The 16228-nt window shown below is 63.2% G+C and carries 14 protein-coding genes and 1 tRNA gene; 10 read left to right on the forward strand and 5 right to left on the reverse strand.

What is annotated here, in order from left to right:
• Positions 1 to 85: 85 nt before the first annotated feature.
• Genes CZ674_RS08835 through CZ674_RS08850 form a run of 4 tightly spaced genes read left to right on the forward strand, consistent with a single transcriptional unit; the run spans position 86 to position 4126 of the window.
• Positions 86 to 820: a TraM recognition domain-containing protein gene (locus tag CZ674_RS08835; protein WP_086992160.1), complete on the forward strand. Its 735-nt coding sequence runs from the start codon at positions 86 to 88 to the stop codon at positions 818 to 820.
• Entirely contained in the window at positions 817 to 2145 is a 1329-nt protein-coding gene (locus CZ674_RS08840) for a hypothetical protein (RefSeq protein ID WP_086992161.1), read from the forward strand. The genes CZ674_RS08835 and CZ674_RS08840 overlap by 4 nt, the downstream gene beginning before the upstream one ends.
• A 48-nt stretch (positions 2146 to 2193) precedes the next feature.
• Complete coding sequence (locus CZ674_RS08845; protein ID WP_086992162.1) at positions 2194 to 3321, forward strand: LppP/LprE family lipoprotein; 1128 nt, start codon at positions 2194 to 2196, stop codon at positions 3319 to 3321.
• A 31-nt stretch (positions 3322 to 3352) separates the two neighbouring features.
• Positions 3353 to 4126, forward strand: coding sequence for a Fic family protein (locus CZ674_RS08850; RefSeq protein ID WP_159456946.1), 774 nt, complete (start codon positions 3353 to 3355; stop codon positions 4124 to 4126).
• A gap of 65 nt (positions 4127 to 4191) precedes the next feature.
• On the opposite strand, the gene orn is transcribed toward CZ674_RS08850, so the two are convergent.
• The 3 genes from orn to CZ674_RS08865 all read right to left on the reverse strand — a co-directional run bounded on the left by orn (position 4192) and on the right by CZ674_RS08865 (position 7335).
• On the reverse strand, positions 4192 to 4764 hold the full coding sequence (gene orn, locus CZ674_RS08855; protein ID WP_159456947.1) for an oligoribonuclease: 573 nt from the start codon (positions 4762 to 4764) through the stop codon (positions 4192 to 4194).
• Positions 4765 to 5192: 428 nt separating this feature from the next.
• Positions 5193 to 6368, reverse strand: a complete 1176-nt coding sequence (locus tag CZ674_RS08860; protein ID WP_086992165.1) for a glycosyltransferase — start codon at positions 6366 to 6368, stop codon at positions 5193 to 5195.
• 7 nt (positions 6369 to 6375) lie between these two features.
• Positions 6376 to 7335: a DMT family protein gene (locus CZ674_RS08865; RefSeq protein ID WP_234988523.1), complete on the reverse strand. Its 960-nt coding sequence runs from the start codon at positions 7333 to 7335 to the stop codon at positions 6376 to 6378.
• Between the two features lie 41 nt (positions 7336 to 7376).
• Here CZ674_RS08865 and def point away from each other — a divergent pair, with 41 nt between their 5' ends.
• Positions 7377 to 7937: a peptide deformylase gene (gene def / locus CZ674_RS08870; protein ID WP_086992166.1), complete on the forward strand. Its 561-nt coding sequence runs from the start codon at positions 7377 to 7379 to the stop codon at positions 7935 to 7937.
• Here def and CZ674_RS08875 read toward each other — a convergent pair.
• Positions 7934 to 8614, reverse strand: a complete 681-nt coding sequence (locus tag CZ674_RS08875) for a biliverdin-producing heme oxygenase (protein ID WP_086992167.1) — start codon at positions 8612 to 8614, stop codon at positions 7934 to 7936. The genes def and CZ674_RS08875 overlap by 4 nt on opposite strands.
• A gap of 192 nt (positions 8615 to 8806) precedes the next feature.
• Here CZ674_RS08875 and CZ674_RS08880 point away from each other — a divergent pair, with 192 nt between their 5' ends.
• From CZ674_RS08880 to CZ674_RS08900, 5 genes are all read left to right on the forward strand, one after another.
• Positions 8807 to 11329, forward strand: coding sequence for an HtaA domain-containing protein (locus CZ674_RS08880; RefSeq protein ID WP_234988524.1), 2523 nt, complete (start codon positions 8807 to 8809; stop codon positions 11327 to 11329).
• A gap of 85 nt (positions 11330 to 11414) precedes the next feature.
• Positions 11415 to 12518: a heme/hemin ABC transporter substrate-binding protein gene (locus CZ674_RS08885; protein WP_086992169.1), complete on the forward strand. Its 1104-nt coding sequence runs from the start codon at positions 11415 to 11417 to the stop codon at positions 12516 to 12518.
• A 56-nt stretch (positions 12519 to 12574) separates the two neighbouring features.
• Entirely contained in the window at positions 12575 to 13570 is a 996-nt protein-coding gene (locus CZ674_RS08890; protein ID WP_234988538.1) for a FecCD family ABC transporter permease, read from the forward strand.
• Entirely contained in the window at positions 13567 to 14340 is a 774-nt protein-coding gene (locus tag CZ674_RS08895; protein WP_086992171.1) for a heme ABC transporter ATP-binding protein, read from the forward strand. Before CZ674_RS08890 ends, CZ674_RS08895 begins: the two co-directional genes overlap by 4 nt.
• Before the next feature lie 30 nt (positions 14341 to 14370).
• On the forward strand, positions 14371 to 16077 hold the full coding sequence (locus tag CZ674_RS08900) for an AMP-binding protein (RefSeq protein WP_234988525.1): 1707 nt from the start codon (positions 14371 to 14373) through the stop codon (positions 16075 to 16077).
• Positions 16078 to 16138: 61 nt separating this feature from the next.
• Here the strand turns inward: CZ674_RS08900 and CZ674_RS08905 are convergent.
• Positions 16139 to 16210: transfer RNA gene (locus tag CZ674_RS08905), tRNA-Asn, on the reverse strand.
• Positions 16211 to 16228 lie beyond the last annotated feature (18 nt).

The raw sequence follows: 16228 nt of genomic DNA on the forward strand, positions 1-16228 counted from the left end.
CAATTGAATACGCAAAAATGAACAAGCAACTGTCCGCCTAACTAGGGCAAGTCCAGCTGGCACCGACCGTGCGCGGGAGCTGTTCATGGCAATTCGGGAGCGCCACATGGTGGAGTCGGCGGATGATGCTGTGCGGGATGCGATCGAGGCCGGAGCGAATCTGTACGGCGAGCGTGTCACTGATTCGCAGTTCAAGAGCCTGGTGGAGTCCACACGCAACAAGCTCGACTCGCTCACTTACACGGAGCAGTTCTGGCGTGCGGGGCAACGGGACGACGCAGCCGATTGGAAGTACCTGTTGACCACTGGTCAGTCGGTTGTGTTCAACTTCGAGGGGTTGGGCGAACGGGCTGTCTCCGATGTGGCGCAGCTGATCATGTTCACCCTCCGCTCCGCCATCCAAGATCACTGCAAGGGGTTCCAGCAGCAGGGTCGTTCGGTGACGCTGTTGGCGGATGAGGCGAGCGTCGTTGCGGAGCATTCATCGGCGATTATCGAGTGGCTCAGATCCAAGGGTCGCTCCTTTGGGTGCCGCATGATCTTCGCTACACAGCAGCCGAAGCAGCTGCCCGAGGAAGTGCGCCACTCCCTGCTCGGATACTCGACGAAGATCATCTTCGGGCAGAACGATGCCCCTACATTGCGGGACCTGTCGAAGGAGCTCTCCACCGGCGGTGAAGCATGGTCGGAGTCCGACATCAAGAACCTGCCCCGCTACCACGCGATCGTCTCCACTGAGGTCGAGCAGCAGGGTCAGCCGACGTTCACGGTCGCCGTGACGGACTTCACTGGACGCGACCCGAGGCAGGAGTCACGATGAGTGTCACACCGATGCACCAGCTCTCTTCGCGCATCCCCGAACATCCTGCTCGAGCTTCGGTTCGGGTTGACCCGTTCTGGGGTGGACTGTGGGAGAAGTCGACGGCAGTGTCGTGGTCGACGAGGGATGCTTTGGAGGCGCAGGCCCGTGTCGGCGTCGCTTCTGCACCGGCACCATTTCTGGTGCCTGCCGACGACCCGGTAGAGCTGTTGCAGCGGCACTGGGTGACGAAGCTTCGGGTGGTGTCGGCACTGGATTCGTACCGGACTGCGACGACTGATCAGCTTGCTGCGTTGACGGGGTCGAAGAACCTGCTGAACCCCAACAACCGGATTGTGTCGCAGCTGTTCGCGCACCGTCTTGTTGATGTGGGTGAGCCGCCGTCGGCGTTCACTCGGAAGAGCCAGTCGGGGATTCGTTTTCTGCGGCCTAGCAACGGAGGCAGGAAGCTTCGGGAGCGTTGGCTGAACAGGTATCTGACGTACCCGGAGTGGGTGCGTGCGACCGGCGCCAGGCCGTGGATATTCGGTGGGCAGAGCACCCGGCATGACTCGCTCGGGTTGGAGCTGCTGCTGCGCAGTGCTGAATGGAATAGACAGGTCTCTGCGGTGGCGGGTGAGAAGTACTGCTCTGCTGAGGAGGTGCTGTTCACCTCCTGGGGTGTGCCGTGGCCGTTGGCGAAATCGTCGCGTGCAAAAGCCGACGGGATGCTCGTTCGGAAGGACGGGCTGCGCATCCTCATCGAGCTCACTGCCACGACGCACAGCCTGGATGAGAAAGCGAAGCGATGGGCGAAGGCACTGGCTGAAGGGTCCGTGGAGACGCAGGGCACGGTGGTGGTGTTCGTGCTCGCGTCCCGGCCGTCGACGCGTGGCGGCGGTGACACGTTCGGCCTCGTCGCCGGCGCCATACGCCGAGCGGTCGCTGCTCATCCAGGCCGTTCGGATGCGCCAACGCGGGATCGGCTGTTGGTGGCTGATTGGGCGAGATGGTTCCCCGAGCCGGACATGGTCGATGAGGAGTTCTTGCAGCTGAAGGCATGGCGCACTTCCAAGGATGCGGTGCCGCAGAACTATGACTCGTGTGAACCGGTGGAGCTGTCGAGCTGGGAGTGTGATCTTCCAGCTGGTGCCAGGGGCATGCCGCACACGCTTGCGGGCTTGTATGCGTCACCATTCTGGATGCAGGAGCAGTACCGGGGTGTGGACATTCAGCGTCGTCGCGCATCGACGATGTTCGACTTGGACTCCCCCGTGCTGCAGCCGCCTGTGCCGAACGGTGGCGCGGTTCCGCCAGCTAGAACGCCGGTGCGGCTGCGCGGCTGAGAATACCGGCGTCTCAGTGTCTGCTGCTTGCTAGGCTCGAGGGAGAAAATGGGGTATCCCTCAATCGCCGACGACGACCGACAAGGACTCACGATGGCCGCTTCTCGACTGCGCTGGCATCAGCCGATTGTCGTCGGCGCACTGCTCGCTGCACTGCTGCTCACCTCTGCCTGCTCGACCACCGAGTCGCCCGAAGCATCGCCGTCGGTCAGCGAGGCTCCGACCGAATCGGCGACTCCGTCCGAGACGCCGGAGACGGTGACGATCCCTGAGTGCGACGTGATGAATCCGAGGGCAATGGCAATGCACCAGGCGCTTCAGACCGAGTACCCGAACTCCACCATCAACGATCCGGGTGAGCCGTCCCAATCCTTCTTCGACATCTTCATCGGCCCCGCCGGCAAAGCCGCACTTGAGCAAGTGACAGAGACACGGGCATGCGAGTACTACCTCAGCATCGGGACCGGCACTGCTGCTCAGCAGTTCGTCTCAGAGCTGCCTGCAGATGCGGCAGACGAGTTCATGGAATCACTGCGCGCATCCGACTATGTCGAGAGCTCGATACTGGACTACCCCACGTTCAAGCACCAGGTTCCGTGGGACATCGTGGGGATGCTTCACAGCGTGCAGATCTCGCATGTGTTCGTCGGCCCGCTCTGGGTGACGCAGATCACGACTGGCTGGGATTACACCTGGTCGGGGGTGCAGAGCGTGCTGGATGCGAACCCGCATCTGTCAACGCTGCCGGAGCCGCCCGAGGGCTGCTCCGAGGAGACCGCAGAGTCCGCGATGGAGCGGTGGGGAGATCAGGTCCCCGCGCCGTTCGACAGCTCCGGACCGGACGTCGGTTGGGCGTTCGAGTGGGCTAACACGAGGAACTTCGACGCGTGCACCATGCTGTCGTGGATCACATTGAGTGTGGAGGGCGCCACTGGCTCCTCCCCGGTACAGATCATGCTGTTCCACTATGGCGAGTACATCGGCACGGCAACCGAGAAGGCGTATGGATTCGAGCCCACCATCTTGGAGATGGGGCCGAACGAGGTCATGGTGGCCTACAAATGGGTGAAGGACGGAGAGTCAAACGCTGAGGGCTCGGGCCGTTCGGTGTCCGTGTTCACACTCGATCCAGACACCGGTGATGTCACCCGCGAAGGTGACTTGCCGCCATACTGAACAGCCGCACACCAGCCGGAGGTGGGAGATCATGACACCGCCAGGTGAGCGTCCTGTGATCCCCGCTGTCCCACTGACTGAGCTGCGTCCCGCACGCATTGCGCCGGAAGTGTTGCAGTCGATCTCCGTGACCTCGACTGAGGCTGCACTGGATGACTTCGTGCGCGCGCGGTCACAGCTGGTGCATTCCGACGCAGCGCTCGAAGGCGGCGGCCTGACGCTCGAGCAAGTGCAGAAGGTCATCGCCGACGAGCCACTCCCCGATGCTGACGCGTTTGACGTCGCCCAGGCCGTTTCGCTGCGAGATGCAACGGTGCGTCTGCAGGAGCTGGTGGCATCAGACACCTTCTCACTCACGCTCGACCTCTCCGATGAGCTCCACCGCATCGTGGCCGAGCTTGAGGCGATCGATGCCGGCATCCGCAGGTGGAACTCGGCAGTCAACGCCGACGGCAAGGGCGCCACTGTCAACGTGCGAGGGCAGACGTTCATCGGCTATCGCCGAGATGACCTTCGTGTGGCAGCCGACGCGATGGTGTCGTTGGTGGCTTCCCTGGAGCACCCGGTTGAGCAGGCGCTGAACTACGCGGCTCTCGCGACGTACCTGCAGATGTACTTCGACGGCAACAAGCGCACGAGCCGGATGATGATGCAGGGTCACTTGCTCGCGCACGGCTACCGCGCCATCGTCATTCCAGTCGAGCAGGAGCCTGCGTACGTCGATGCTGTCGCGGCGATGTTCACCACAGGTCAGATGCATTCCTACGTTGGTTTTCTTGCGGGGCTCGCGGCTGGCCGACAATGACCGGAAACGACACAGCGCCTCGCCCGAGAGATTGAGAGAGGGCGGGGCGCTGCGGTGACGAGAGTCTACTCAGGCTGGTGGCCGAGCTTCTCATTGATGCGTCGGAGCACGTTGATCGAATCGAGAATGTCTGAGAGAGCCGCGTGCTTGGAGACGAAGTTCGGGTCTGCTTTGTAGAGGCCGATGTTCTCCATGGCGTAGGCGACCGAGGAGACATCGAGCATGCGGTAGTGCAGGTGGTTCAGCGTCTCCGGCGCCCACAGTTCCAGGAAGCTGCGGTCGAAGTGCACGGAGGAGCCGGCCAGGCGCGCCTGCCGGTGACCGGGTGCAACTGAGCGGATGTAGGCAAGAAGAGCGGCGTCGACCTGGTCGAGCTCGACTGCGCCGTTGGGAAGGTCGTTCCAGAGTCCGGTGCGGTCGTGCATCTCCTGCACGAAGGTGGGTGCTCCAGAGCGGAGTCGTGCGGCTTCGGCCTTGTCTCGTCGGATGACGAAGCGCACTGGGTCAGCGAGCTTGTTGAGCTGCGTGTCGGTGAGGATGCACGCCACCTCCAGTAGGGCATCGTCTGCGGGGCTGAGACCAGTGGTCTCGATGTCGGTCCAGGCGAGCACGTCGCCGGTGGTGTCGATGGCGGTCATCGTGGTCCCTTCGGGGTCACGGTGTGGTGTCGGCCGAGGCCCGCAGAAGAGAGGAAGAGAGAGACTGCGGACCTCGGCGCTCCAACACACTGAGGAAACAGAGAGCAGCGGGCGCTGCCCCCGCATCTCCTATCGGCGGCCGTTTTTTGGGCTGTCAGCTGATGCCGCTGAGGTGTCCCAACTACTGTCCCAAGTTGTGTCCCAACTTCATGCGCAAGCTTGAATTGAATTGCGCAGTATTGCGCGACTGGGGTGCTCACGGCTGATCGCGCAATACTGCGCATCCGCGCGCTGCCGGGCTCAAACCGGGTAGTCTGAGCGCGTTCATGCTGCGGCCCGAGGGCTCGATTTCACCGGGAGAGATTGAGACTCATAATCCTTGGGTCGCGGGTTCAAGTCCCGCACGCCCCACTGAAGACCCGGGCGCGTCAGTCGCCGCGGTAGATGCTCTCGAACGAGTCCAGCGTTCGCTGGATGTCGTGGTGCATGACCAGGCGCAGACTCTCGTCGCGCATCCGCTGGTATTCCTCGTCGCTTGAGCGCAGCACCGTCTCGAGCTTGCTCGCGAGATCGTCGGTGTTGCCGGGCTCGAAGAGGTAGCCGTTCTCGCCGTCATGAATCAGGTGCGGCAGCGCCATGGCGTTGGCGCCGACGACCGGCAGCCCGCTCGCCATGGCCTCCATCGTCGCGATCGACTGCAGCTCGGCGATCGACGGCATTGCGAAGACGGATGCGTTGGTCAGGTGCCTGCGCAGGTCTGCGTCGCTGATGATGCCGGTGAGGGTCACACGCTCGCTGATGCCGAGGTCACGGGCTCGCTGCCCCAGCTCATCGATCAGGTCGCCGCCGCCGATGACCGTGAGGCGCGCCTGCAGGTCTTCTGGGATCTTCGCGAATGCCTCGATGAGCACGTCGATCTGCTTCTCGCTCGTGACACGGCCGACGAACACGACCGACGGCGCGTTGCGGCCCTCGCTCACCGTGTAATCAGAAGCAATCAGCCCACACGAGATGGCCCGCACGTCGGTGAGGCCGGTGTGCCGCTCGAGGAAGTCAGCGCTGCGCTTCGTCGGCGTCGTGACAGCATCGCACTTCTCGAAGATTCTGGCCGCATCCGCCCAGAGACGGTTCACCACAGGGCCGTGCACGGCGTGCGGGATGTTCGAGTGATCCATGAGGTTCTCGAACATGATGTGGTTGGTCGCCACCAGCCGGATGCCACGCTTGGGAGCTTCAGCGGCGAACGCGCGTCCGATGATGATGTGTGACTGGAAGTGCACGATGTCTGGCTTCAGAGCATCGAGAAGCGACGCGGCGTTGGCGCGGGCCCGCCAGGGCTCAGCGAATCGCAGCCAGTCGTGGCCCGGGTACAGGATCGATCGCAGCCGGTGCACCGTGAAGCGAGCACCCTCGTGCTCTTCGACTCGAGTGCCCTCTTTGCCCCGACCGTGTGCACTCGCGACGACGTGCACTTCATGGCCCCGCTGCGAGAGTCCGGCAGCGAGTCGAGTTGCGAACTTCGCAGCGCCGTTCACGTCGGGCGCGAAAGTGTCACCTGCGATCAGGATGCGCAGGGGCCGTGTTGATGGGGTGGTGTTCTGCATGGCGTGGCTACGACTTTAGCTGGGGATGGTGCTTCGCGAGCTGGAACACTCCGAATACCGCACCGGCTCCAGCTGCCGTGAACACGATGATCGCCCATACGGGTGTAGCTGAAGCTTCGCCGAGCACAGTCACGCCGATCATGACGGCCACCAGCGGGTCGATGACGGTGAGGCCCGCGATGACGAGATCGGGCGGACCGGAGGCGTGTGCGAGCTGCACGAAATAGAGACCCACGAGGAGTGCGGCGACGACACCGAGACCGCAGAGCACGACAGCCCAGTCGATTGTTCCGTGCGTGACGCGATGAATGACGACTTTCATGAGCGTCACCAGGAAGCCGTACAGGACTCCGGCTGCGATGATGCTGACAAAGGCATTGATCCTCGAGCGCCACTTCAGCCACAGAACACTGACGGCGACAAGCACGACCAGCAGCAGCGTCAGGACAGTGAGCGCCTGCTGATTCGAGATCTCTCGCTCGACTGCGAAGAGCGCTGCAACCGTGACGAACAGCCCGATGCCGCCGATGCACCAGAAGATGGCCCGCAATGTTCCTGCGCCGAGCTTATGACCATTGAGTCTCGAGTTGAGCACAGCAGTGACAACGAGTGCGATGGCGCCGAGCGGCTGCACGACCAGCAGGGGCGCCAGAGCCAGCGCCCACAGCTGCATGAGCACCGCGATGCCCAGCACGGCCGTGCCGACGACCCACATAGGCGAGCGCACCAGCTGCACGATCGGAACGCTGTCGGGACCGTCACTCGACGATCTGCCGCCTTCGGCTGCCGTTGCCGTTCGGTCGCGTTCTACGACCTCGACTCCCCTGTGCTGCATCTGCGTGCCGACGGAGAGGAACACCGCGCCGACGAGGGCGATCGGGATTCCGAGTGCCTGCAGCGGGTTCAGCGAGATGTCATCAGGGAGCTGATCCTGGATCGACATCACGGCATGCAGAGAGAAGTGCACCCCTCGACCTTAGACCCCCAAACCCCAGATATCCTGGAGCGATGGCCATTCTTCCGATCTGCATCACAGGCGAGCCCGCCCTGCACACCATCGCCAAGCCCGTCGAAGAGTTCGACGATGTGCTGAGAACCCTTGTCGAAGACATGGTCGAGACCATGCATGCGGCACCCGGCGTCGGGCTCGCAGCTCCCCAGATCGGTCTAGGGCTCCGCCTCTTCGTCTACAGCTGGGAAGAAGACGGCGTGCTCCGCGAGGGCACCGCGGTCAACCCGAAGCTGTGGATCACCCCGACCGAGGTTCGCGAGCCGAGCGATGACGACGCCGAAGGATGCCTCTCGATCCCCGGAGAGCGCGCCCCGCTCGTGCGCGCATCCGAGGCCGTCCTTGAGGCCTTTGACGAGCACGGCGAACCGTTCCGCGTCGAGGCCAAAGGCTGGTTCGCACGCATCCTGCAGCACGAGTACGACCACCTCAACGGCGTGCTCTACGCCGACAGGCTTGCCCAGGTGCACCAGAAGAAGATCAACAAGGTGATCAAGCAGGAGCACTGGGGCAAGCCCGGCATCTCATGGCTGCCCGGGGTCGACAACCTCGAAGACTAGGCCGCTTGGCGCTCGCCGACGATCTCGTCGAGCTCTTCGAAGATCCGCTGATTGCCGATGAAGCTCGCGTTGGCTTCAGCCACGAGGCGCTCGCGGTCGTCAGCGTCAAGCTCGAGCCCGTCGAGCAGCTCTCGGTAGCGCCCCTTGAAGCGCGGGCCTGCCGGAATGTGTTCAAACACGAAGAACGAGCTCTCTTCGGGCAACAGCCCGTAGTGCTCGGAAAATTTGACGCGCATGATCTGGCCACCTGACAGGTCGCCGAGGTAGCGGGTGTAGTGGTGTGCGATATATCGCACCGAGTCGTTGCGCGTCGAGAGGATGCGGTCGACATACTCGCGCGTCGAGGTGAGCATGCCGATCGGCGCCTGCCCTGTGCGTGCCTGCAGCGCTGCGAGGTCACGCACGATGAACTCGGTGCGGTCGAGCTCTGCGTAGAGCAGCTCGGTGCACTGGTCGGTGTCGCGCATGTTGTTGGCGACCGTCTCGAGTGCCCGATAGACGTACTCGAGCTGTTCGAGCAGCAGCTGCCACGCGTGCAGATCGAGGCTGCCTGACATGAGGCGGCCGATGTACGCAGAGCCTTCGGCGTTCTCGTGTGCAGTCTGAGTGGCGGAGCGTAGAAGTGCGGATGCGGGCTGGTCTGACATTTCCATCGGAAGGGAAGAATCGGTGCGCATTCTTCCTCCTTTCGTGTTCGCTGTAGCCCTAGCATAGGGTAACCTCACCAGAGTAAGGTTAGGCTTGCCTAAATGACCTCGCTGGATCGTGTCACACCTGCAGGTCGCTGCCCTTTTGACACGCCCCGCGATGAACTCGTTGGTTGAAAGGAAACCATGTCAATTCGGATGCGCGGAAAACGCGTACTTGCAATGGGGACGGCAGCTTTGCTTGCCGGCGGGGGCCTCGTCGGCCTCTCTGCAGCGGGAGCGTCTGCGGCAGAGCTCCCAGCAGACTCTTCACAGACCTCCATGGAATGGAACATCAAGGACTCCTTCCTCAGCTACATCAAGAGCCCCATCGCCAAGGGCTCATGGACGACCCAAGGCAACATCACCGGTGACAAGCCGTTCGTGTGGTCGCAGGGAACCGGCACCATCGACTCTGAAGCAGATAACGCCAGCGTCTTCTTCGACGCATCCATTCACTTCACCGGTCACGACTACGGTGACGGCGCAATCCTTGATCTCGCCTTCTCGAATGTCTCCGTCGACACGGCGGCCGGCACACTCTATGCAGATGTCGAAGGACGCGAGTTCATCGACACGACTACGCTCGGCCCCTGGTTCTCCGCCCCGGGCGTAGAACTCGCGACCATCAGCGATGGCAACTGGAACGGTGATGTATTTACGGGCCAGCCTGTGCTCACCGAAGCAGGCGCCACAGCCTTCGGCGGTTTCTATGAGGCGGGTGCAGAGCTCTCGCCCATCACGCTGACAGCCGTCGGTGCAGAGCCGGCAGAACCAGAGCCCACTGATCCGGAACCCACGGATCCAGAACCGACCGACCCGGAGCCCACCGAGCCCGAGCCGACCGACCCGGACCCGACAGATCCTGAGCCGACAGATCCGACCGCAGGTGACGATGCTCAGCTGCGGTGGGGAGTCAAGGAGTCGTTCATCAGTTACATGAACAGCCCCTGGTCAGGTGGCGACTGGTCCCTCGACGGCGTGACTGAGTTGCACGACCCCTTCGCGTTCCTCTGGAATAACGGCGAAATCTCGCAAGGGGACGGAACGACGACAGTCTCATACGACGGCACGCTGCACTTCACCGCCCACGACGGCATTCTCGACGTGCAGATCATCGACCCCTCCGTCGAGGTGAGCCTCGACGGAACTGGCGAGCTTCACGCGAACCTGAAGTCAGAGCCTTCGCAGGGCGACACGATCGACCAGCCCGACACAGTGCTGGCTGACCTGAGCAATGTCCAGTGGTCTGACGAAGACTCGTTCACTGCCGACACGGCCCTCTCCGCCGACGGTGCTGCCCTGTTCGGTTCGTCATACAGCGAAGGCGACGCCTTCGATGTTCTGCATGTCGACAATGCTCCCAAGCCCGTCGCAGACGAGGTCGACGAAGACGACGCAACCGATGCATGGGAGTTCGTCTGGGGCGTCAAAGAGTCGTTCCGCAACTACGTCACTGGCCCGATCGCCCACGGCGAGATCGCAACCGATCTCGCAACAAGCGATGGCGCCTTCGTCTGGTCCGACGGTCAGTACTCTGCAGAGAACGGCACCACGACCGTCTCGTTCGACGGCACCGTCCAGTTCACGGGCCACGGAGGCATCCTCGAGATCGGCATCAGCAACCCGAGAATCGTGACCGAAGATGACGGCGAGGGCACCATCTACGCGGATGTCATCTCACGCCCCTTCACGGACACTACGACGAAGAACGACCCGGTCACCTATAACGACGTCGCCCTGGTCAGCTTCACCGGCGCATGGGACGCCACCTCGGCTAAGGGCTTCGCTGCAGCACAGACCGAAGCCGCCGAGGCGATCTTCACCTCGTCGTCGGTCACCCTGACCGACGACGGAACGGATGCGTTCGGATCGTTCTACGAGACGGGCACTGAGTACGACGCCTTCACGCTGACCGGCCAGCCAACCGCTGACGTTGACAACCCCGGCGACGACAATTCCGACGGGTCGGACGAGAGTGACCCCGACAACAGCTCCACCGTTCCCACTGAACCTTCGAACGACTCCGTCGAGCAGGAGACCTGCGTCGCCAACCAGGTCTCGGGCACGATGGATTGGGGACTCAAGGAGTCCTTCCGCAACTACATCGGGGGCGGAATCGCTAAGGGCGGCTGGACATTGAGCGGTATAGCAGAGACAGCCAACGGGTTCCAGTGGAACGGCTCCGGCGAGCTCAACACCGAAGCGGTGCTCGGCGAGGTATCGATGCCAGGCACGGTGCACTTCAGCGGACACGATGGTGTCCTCAACACGAAGATCTCGAACGTGCGCCTCGTCGTGCACTCGAGCACCCTGGCAACGATCTACGCGGATGTCGTCTCGCAAGACATGGAGAGCAATAAGTATGACCTCCCCAATGTCGCGTTCGCCACGGTGAACCTGCAAGGGTCGTCTCTCACCGCAGACGGGTTCAGCGTCAACGGCGCTTCCACGACGCTGACTGACGCGGGGGCCAAGGCCTTTGCAGGCTTCTATGAAGGCGGCATTGCACTCGACCCCGTGTCGTTCTCGATCAACATCGGCGAAGAGGTTCCGTGCAGCGGAATCTCCGACCCGAACGGCTCTGGTGGCAACCTCGCGCAGACCGGTTTCGACCTCGCTCCCCTGCACATGATCACCCTCGCCATTGTTCTGATCGCCGCAGGCGTCGGATCCAGCCTGCTGCGCAACCGCAGCCGCGCCTAATCAGTGAAAGGTGGGTGACCCCGCGGGGTCACCCACCTTTCCTCGGCTCAGACCAAACCCTCAACCCTGGATCGGTACACAGATCATGAAGTTCACCCGGGCACGATCCCTTCAGGCCGTCGCCGTCGCCGCTGTTCTCGCTCTCACTGTGGGATGCTCCTCACAGCCTGAACCAGCTGCGGAGCCGACGACGTCTCCGCCTGTCGAGGCCACCGCATCCGAATCGGCATCGCCTGCCCTCGAAGTGCCGGATCCCCGTTCGCTCACCGGCCCCGCTCAGGCAGCTTCTCTCGGAGCGATCGAACCGATCGAGTCCGATCCCACAGTCACGCTTCCCACCACGGTGACCGACGACCAGGGCACCAAAGTCACTGTGGTATCCATCGACCGAATCGTGACCCTCGACATTTACGGCACGATCAGCCAGACCCTCGTCGGACTCGGCCTCGCAGACAACATCGCAGGACGCACGGTGAGCGACACTGATGCTGCCCTTGAGAATGTGCCCCTTGTGACGGGTGGGGCGCACAGCGTCAATGTCGAGGCGGTACTCGAAGTGCAGCCGACCCTGGTGCTGCTCGACACCACGCTCGGCCCAGCCAACGTCCCTGTCCTCCTGCGCGACGCAGGCGTCGACGTTGTCGTGCTCAATCCTGACCGCAGTACAGAGCTGATCGACGAGCAGATCAGGGCCATCGCTGAGGCCGCTGGTGTGCCAGAGACAGGGGCGGCGCTCATTGAGCGCACTGCCGGTGAGCTCGACGAGACACTGGCCTATATTGATCAGCTAACTGCCGATCTCGACCAACCGCTGCGCATGGCTGTGCTGTACGTGCGCGGCACCGCCGGCATATTCTTCCTCTTCGGCGGTGAAAGCGCAGCCTCCGGCCTCATCGCCGACCTCGGCGGGGAACACGTCGCGGCAGCTGTGGGAATGGGCGAGACGGTACCTGCGAACGCCGAATCGCTCGTGACCATCGACCCGGAGGTGTTCCTCATGATGCACGACGGACTGGAGTCCACCGGCGGCATCGATGGACTTACGAGTCGTCCCGGCGTGGCGCAGACGACCGCTGGCATCAACCAGCGCGTCATCACGGCTCCGGATGCGCAGCTCATCTCGTTCGGCCCGACGTATCCCGCGGCGCTGAAAGCGCTCGCAGATGCAATCTATCTCGATGCCGAGTGAGCGGCGACGGGCGTACGCGCACCGCTTGGCTCCTCGGCGTCGGGCTATTTGCTCTGGTGGCGGTCATCACGCTTGTCTCTTCGAGTGTCGGACAGTTCTCGGCCACAGTCGATGACGTACTAGGGGCGTTCGGGCGCATAATCGCACCTGGACAATTCGCAACCACGGACGAGACCGCTCGGGTAGACGCCACGCTCTGGAACGTTCGTTTCCCACGCATGGCGATGGGTCTCGTCGTGGGCGCGGCCCTTGGCGTTGCTGGGGCCCTGACGCAGAGCCTGTTCGGAAACCCACTGGCTGAGCCGAGCGTTATCGGCATCACGTCGGGCGCATCAGTCGGAGCCGCCATCAGCATCGCAATCGGCGCATCTGCTCTTGGCATGTTGACTACACCAGCGTTCGCGTTCGCGTTCGGACTCGCAACCGCGATTCTGGTCTGGATGCTCGCGCAACGAATTCCAGCACAGCGAGCAGTCTCGCTGTTGCTTGTGGGCATCGCCGTCAATGCACTTGCAGGGGCAGCGACCGCGTTCATCTTCATGGTCGCTCCGACCACCGCTCGTGACGCTGTCGTGTTCTGGCAGCTCGGCTCAATCGCAGGTTCGACGTGGACCAGTGTCGGCATTACGGCCGCCTTTGTTCTGGTGGGCCTGATTGCAGCCGCGCCGCTCATCCGCCCCCTCGATGTGCTCGCCCTCGGCGACCGCGCAGCTGCACACGTGGGGCTCCGCGTGCCACTGGTACGCATCGTGACCATCACGGTCGTGGCGCTCCTCACAGCGGCGGCTGTTGCCTTCGCTGGAATCATCGGGTTCGTCGGGCTCATCGTTCCGCACGCGATCCGCCTCATCGTCGGCCCCAGCCATCGACACGTCGTTCCGCTTTCGATGCTGGCGGGCGCCGCGCTCGTGACCCTGGCCGATCTGGGCGCTCGCACCCTCGTGCCGTTGACCGACCTGCCGATCGGCATGCTCACGTCGACACTGGGGGCACCGCTGTTCCTAATTCTGCTGTACCGCACATTCGCGTCGAACAGGGGTGCGATGTCATGAACCGACACCCGCTCGCAGCACGCGCCGTGTCGCTGAAGCTCGGAGACAAGGTCATCCTCGACAACGTCGACTTCGAAGTCCACGCTGGAGAAGTCCTCTCCCTCATCGGTCCGAACGGCGCCGGCAAATCGTCCCTGCTCGCCGTCCTGGCCGGCGACAGACGGCCCGACACGGGTTCAGTCGAGATCTTCGGCCGTACGCTCGATGACCTGTCAATGAAAGAACGAGCACGGCAGCGCTCGGTGCTCGAACAGAGCCCTTTGGTCGGCTTCGCCTACCGAGTCAACGAAGTCGTGCGTATGGGACGCACACCGTGGCACGGTACCGACGAGACTTTGCGCGACGATGAGATCGTTAGCGAGTCGATGGCGCAGGTTGAAGTCGAGCACCTGCGGCTGAGAGATGCGCTGACGCTGTCTGGCGGGGAATCATCCCGAATGTCAATTGCCCGAGTACTGGCTCAGCGCACACCGATCGTGCTGTTGGATGAACCAGCCGCGGCCCTTGACGTGCGCCATCAGGAGTCAGTCATGCGCCTCGCGCGCGAGCTTGCATCGCAAGGAAGCAGCGTCGTCGTGGTGTCTCACGACCTGGATTCTGCAGTGCACTGGTCTGACCGCGTAGCACTCATGGATCAGGGCAGAATCCGAGCTGTCGGCAGGGCCGACGAGGTGCTCAGCGGCGAGATCCTGACCGAGGTCTACCAGACTCCCATCGAGATGTTCCAGCATCCCGCAACGGGGCTGATGATCGTGAGGCCCATCCGCTGACCTTACGCCGCAAGCGCCTAGGATTGACGCATGGATGCGCAGCAGATGAACGCGACACGTGCCTGGACCGCAAGCTATGCAGAGGGAGTCCCCACCGACATCGAACCGGTGAACGACTCGATGTACGACCAGCTCGCCTGGGCGGCCGGTGCATACGCTGACTCCCCCGCCCTCGAGTTCTTCGGCGCCGAGCTCACGTTCGCGCAGCTGCACGACCGCGTGCTGCGATTCGCCGGCGGCCTTCGCGAGCTCGGCATCGGCAAGGGCGACCGCGTTGCCCTCGTCATGCCCAACTGCCCCCAGCACGTGATCGCATTCTTTGCGATCGCCCGGCTCGGCGCCATCGTTGTCGAGCACAACCCGCTGTATACGCGCAGCGAGTTGCTGACGCAGTTCAGTGACCACCGGGCAAGAGTCACAGTCGCGTGGGACAAGGTCGCACCAACGGTGCTCTCGCTTGCCGGTGACGTCGATGTCGACACGGTCATCTCGGTCGACATGACGAAGATGATGCCGCTGAAGATGCGTGCACTGCTCAAGCTGCCGATCGCCAAGGCGAAGGAGTCGCGGGCGAAGCTCACGGCGAAGGCTCCGGGCACCGTGCCGTTCGATAAGGTCGCCGGGCACGCTCCCATCGAGGAATCGCACCCCAAGCCGACTGCCGAGGACATCGCGTGCTTCTCGTACACCTCAGGCACGACCAGCACGCCGAAGGGCGTCATGCTCACGCACTCGAACCTACTCTCGAACGGACGCCAGGGCGCGGCATGGATGCCCGAGTTCAAGAAGGGCAAGGAGACGATCTACTCGTTCCTGCCCATGTTCCACTCCTTCGGCATGCTGCTCGGAGTCACCTACGGCGTCGTCTCGGCCTCGCGCGTGACGCTCTTTCCGACGTTCGACCCCGACCTCATCGTGAACGCCTCGAAGGGCAATCCGGCCACGTTCGTGCCTGGCGTGCCGCCGATGTACGACCGGCTGGCGCGCGTGGCGAAGGACGGCAATCTCGACCTCTCGCACGCGCAGTACGCGATGAGCGGCGCCATGACGCTCTCAGACCCTGTCGTCAATCGCTGGGAGGCCGTCGCGGCAGGCAAGCTGAACGAAGGCTACGGACTCACGGAGGCGTCGCCCTTCCTGTTCGCCAACCCATTCGGGCCGACGCGCAAGATCGGCACGATCGGCCTGCCCTGCCCCTCGACGCACATGAAGGTCGTCGACCCTGACGACACCTCGGTCGAAGTCGAGCTCGGCGAAGTCGGGGAGCTCATCGTCAAGGGTCCGCAAGTGTTCCAGGGCTACTGGAACAACGACGAAGAGACTGCCAAGACGCTGCTGCCAGACGGATGGCTTCGCACCGGCGACCTCGTGACGCAGGATTCCGACGGCTTCGTGACGATCGTCGACCGCAAGAAGGAGATCATCATCACCGGCGGCTTCAACGTGTCCCCCTCTGAGGTTGAGCAGGTCATCACCGGCGCGCCTGGCGTTGCGGAGGCCGCTGTCGTCGGCATCGCCCGCGGCTCGAGCGGTGCCGAGAGCATCACGGCAGTCATCGTGCTCGAAGAGGGTGCCCAGTTCGACGAGGAAGCGGTTCGCGCCCACGCCCGCGAGCACCTGTCAGAGCACAAGGTGCCCCGCAGCTACCAGGTCTGGGACGAGCTGCCGAAGTCGCTGCTCGGCAAGGTGTTGCGGCGTCAGGTCAAGGACCGCATCCTTGCTGAGCGCTCGAGCTGAGGCTCGGACACCGCCTGCAGACAGATGAAGAGGGCCCCTCGCGAGGGGCCCTCTTCTGATGCTCCCCGAGTTGGATTCGAACCAACAACCTGCCGGTTAACAGCCGGCTGCTCTGCCGTTGAGCTATCGGGGAATGTGCGAAATGCAACAG

Source organism: Agrococcus casei LMG 22410 (assembly GCF_900163565.1).
Taxonomy (GTDB): Bacteria; Actinomycetota; Actinomycetes; order Actinomycetales; family Microbacteriaceae; genus Agrococcus; species Agrococcus casei.

What these genes read in the sequence shown, in the direction of transcription:
- def (WP_086992166.1), top strand. Translation starts at nt 7,377, where the DNA reads ATGGCCATTCTTCCGATCTGCATCACAGGCGAGCCCGCCCTGCACACC.
- orn (WP_159456947.1), bottom strand. Translation starts at nt 4,764, where the DNA reads ATGACCGCCATCGACACCACCGGCGACGTGCTCGCCTGGACCGACATC.
- CZ674_RS08840 (WP_086992161.1), top strand. Translation starts at nt 817, where the DNA reads ATGAGTGTCACACCGATGCACCAGCTCTCTTCGCGCATCCCCGAACAT.
- CZ674_RS08885 (WP_086992169.1), top strand. Translation starts at nt 11,415, where the DNA reads ATGAAGTTCACCCGGGCACGATCCCTTCAGGCCGTCGCCGTCGCCGCT.
- CZ674_RS08845 (WP_086992162.1), top strand. Translation starts at nt 2,194, where the DNA reads ATGGGGTATCCCTCAATCGCCGACGACGACCGACAAGGACTCACGATG.
- CZ674_RS08900 (WP_234988525.1), top strand. Translation starts at nt 14,371, where the DNA reads ATGGATGCGCAGCAGATGAACGCGACACGTGCCTGGACCGCAAGCTAT.
- CZ674_RS08880 (WP_234988524.1), top strand. Translation starts at nt 8,807, where the DNA reads ATGGGGACGGCAGCTTTGCTTGCCGGCGGGGGCCTCGTCGGCCTCTCT.
- CZ674_RS08875 (WP_086992167.1), bottom strand. Translation starts at nt 8,614, where the DNA reads ATGCGCACCGATTCTTCCCTTCCGATGGAAATGTCAGACCAGCCCGCA.
- CZ674_RS08860 (WP_086992165.1), bottom strand. Translation starts at nt 6,368, where the DNA reads ATGCAGAACACCACCCCATCAACACGGCCCCTGCGCATCCTGATCGCA.
- CZ674_RS08895 (WP_086992171.1), top strand. Translation starts at nt 13,567, where the DNA reads ATGAACCGACACCCGCTCGCAGCACGCGCCGTGTCGCTGAAGCTCGGA.
- CZ674_RS08835 (WP_086992160.1), top strand. Translation starts at nt 86, where the DNA reads ATGGCAATTCGGGAGCGCCACATGGTGGAGTCGGCGGATGATGCTGTG.
- CZ674_RS08850 (WP_159456946.1), top strand. Translation starts at nt 3,353, where the DNA reads ATGACACCGCCAGGTGAGCGTCCTGTGATCCCCGCTGTCCCACTGACT.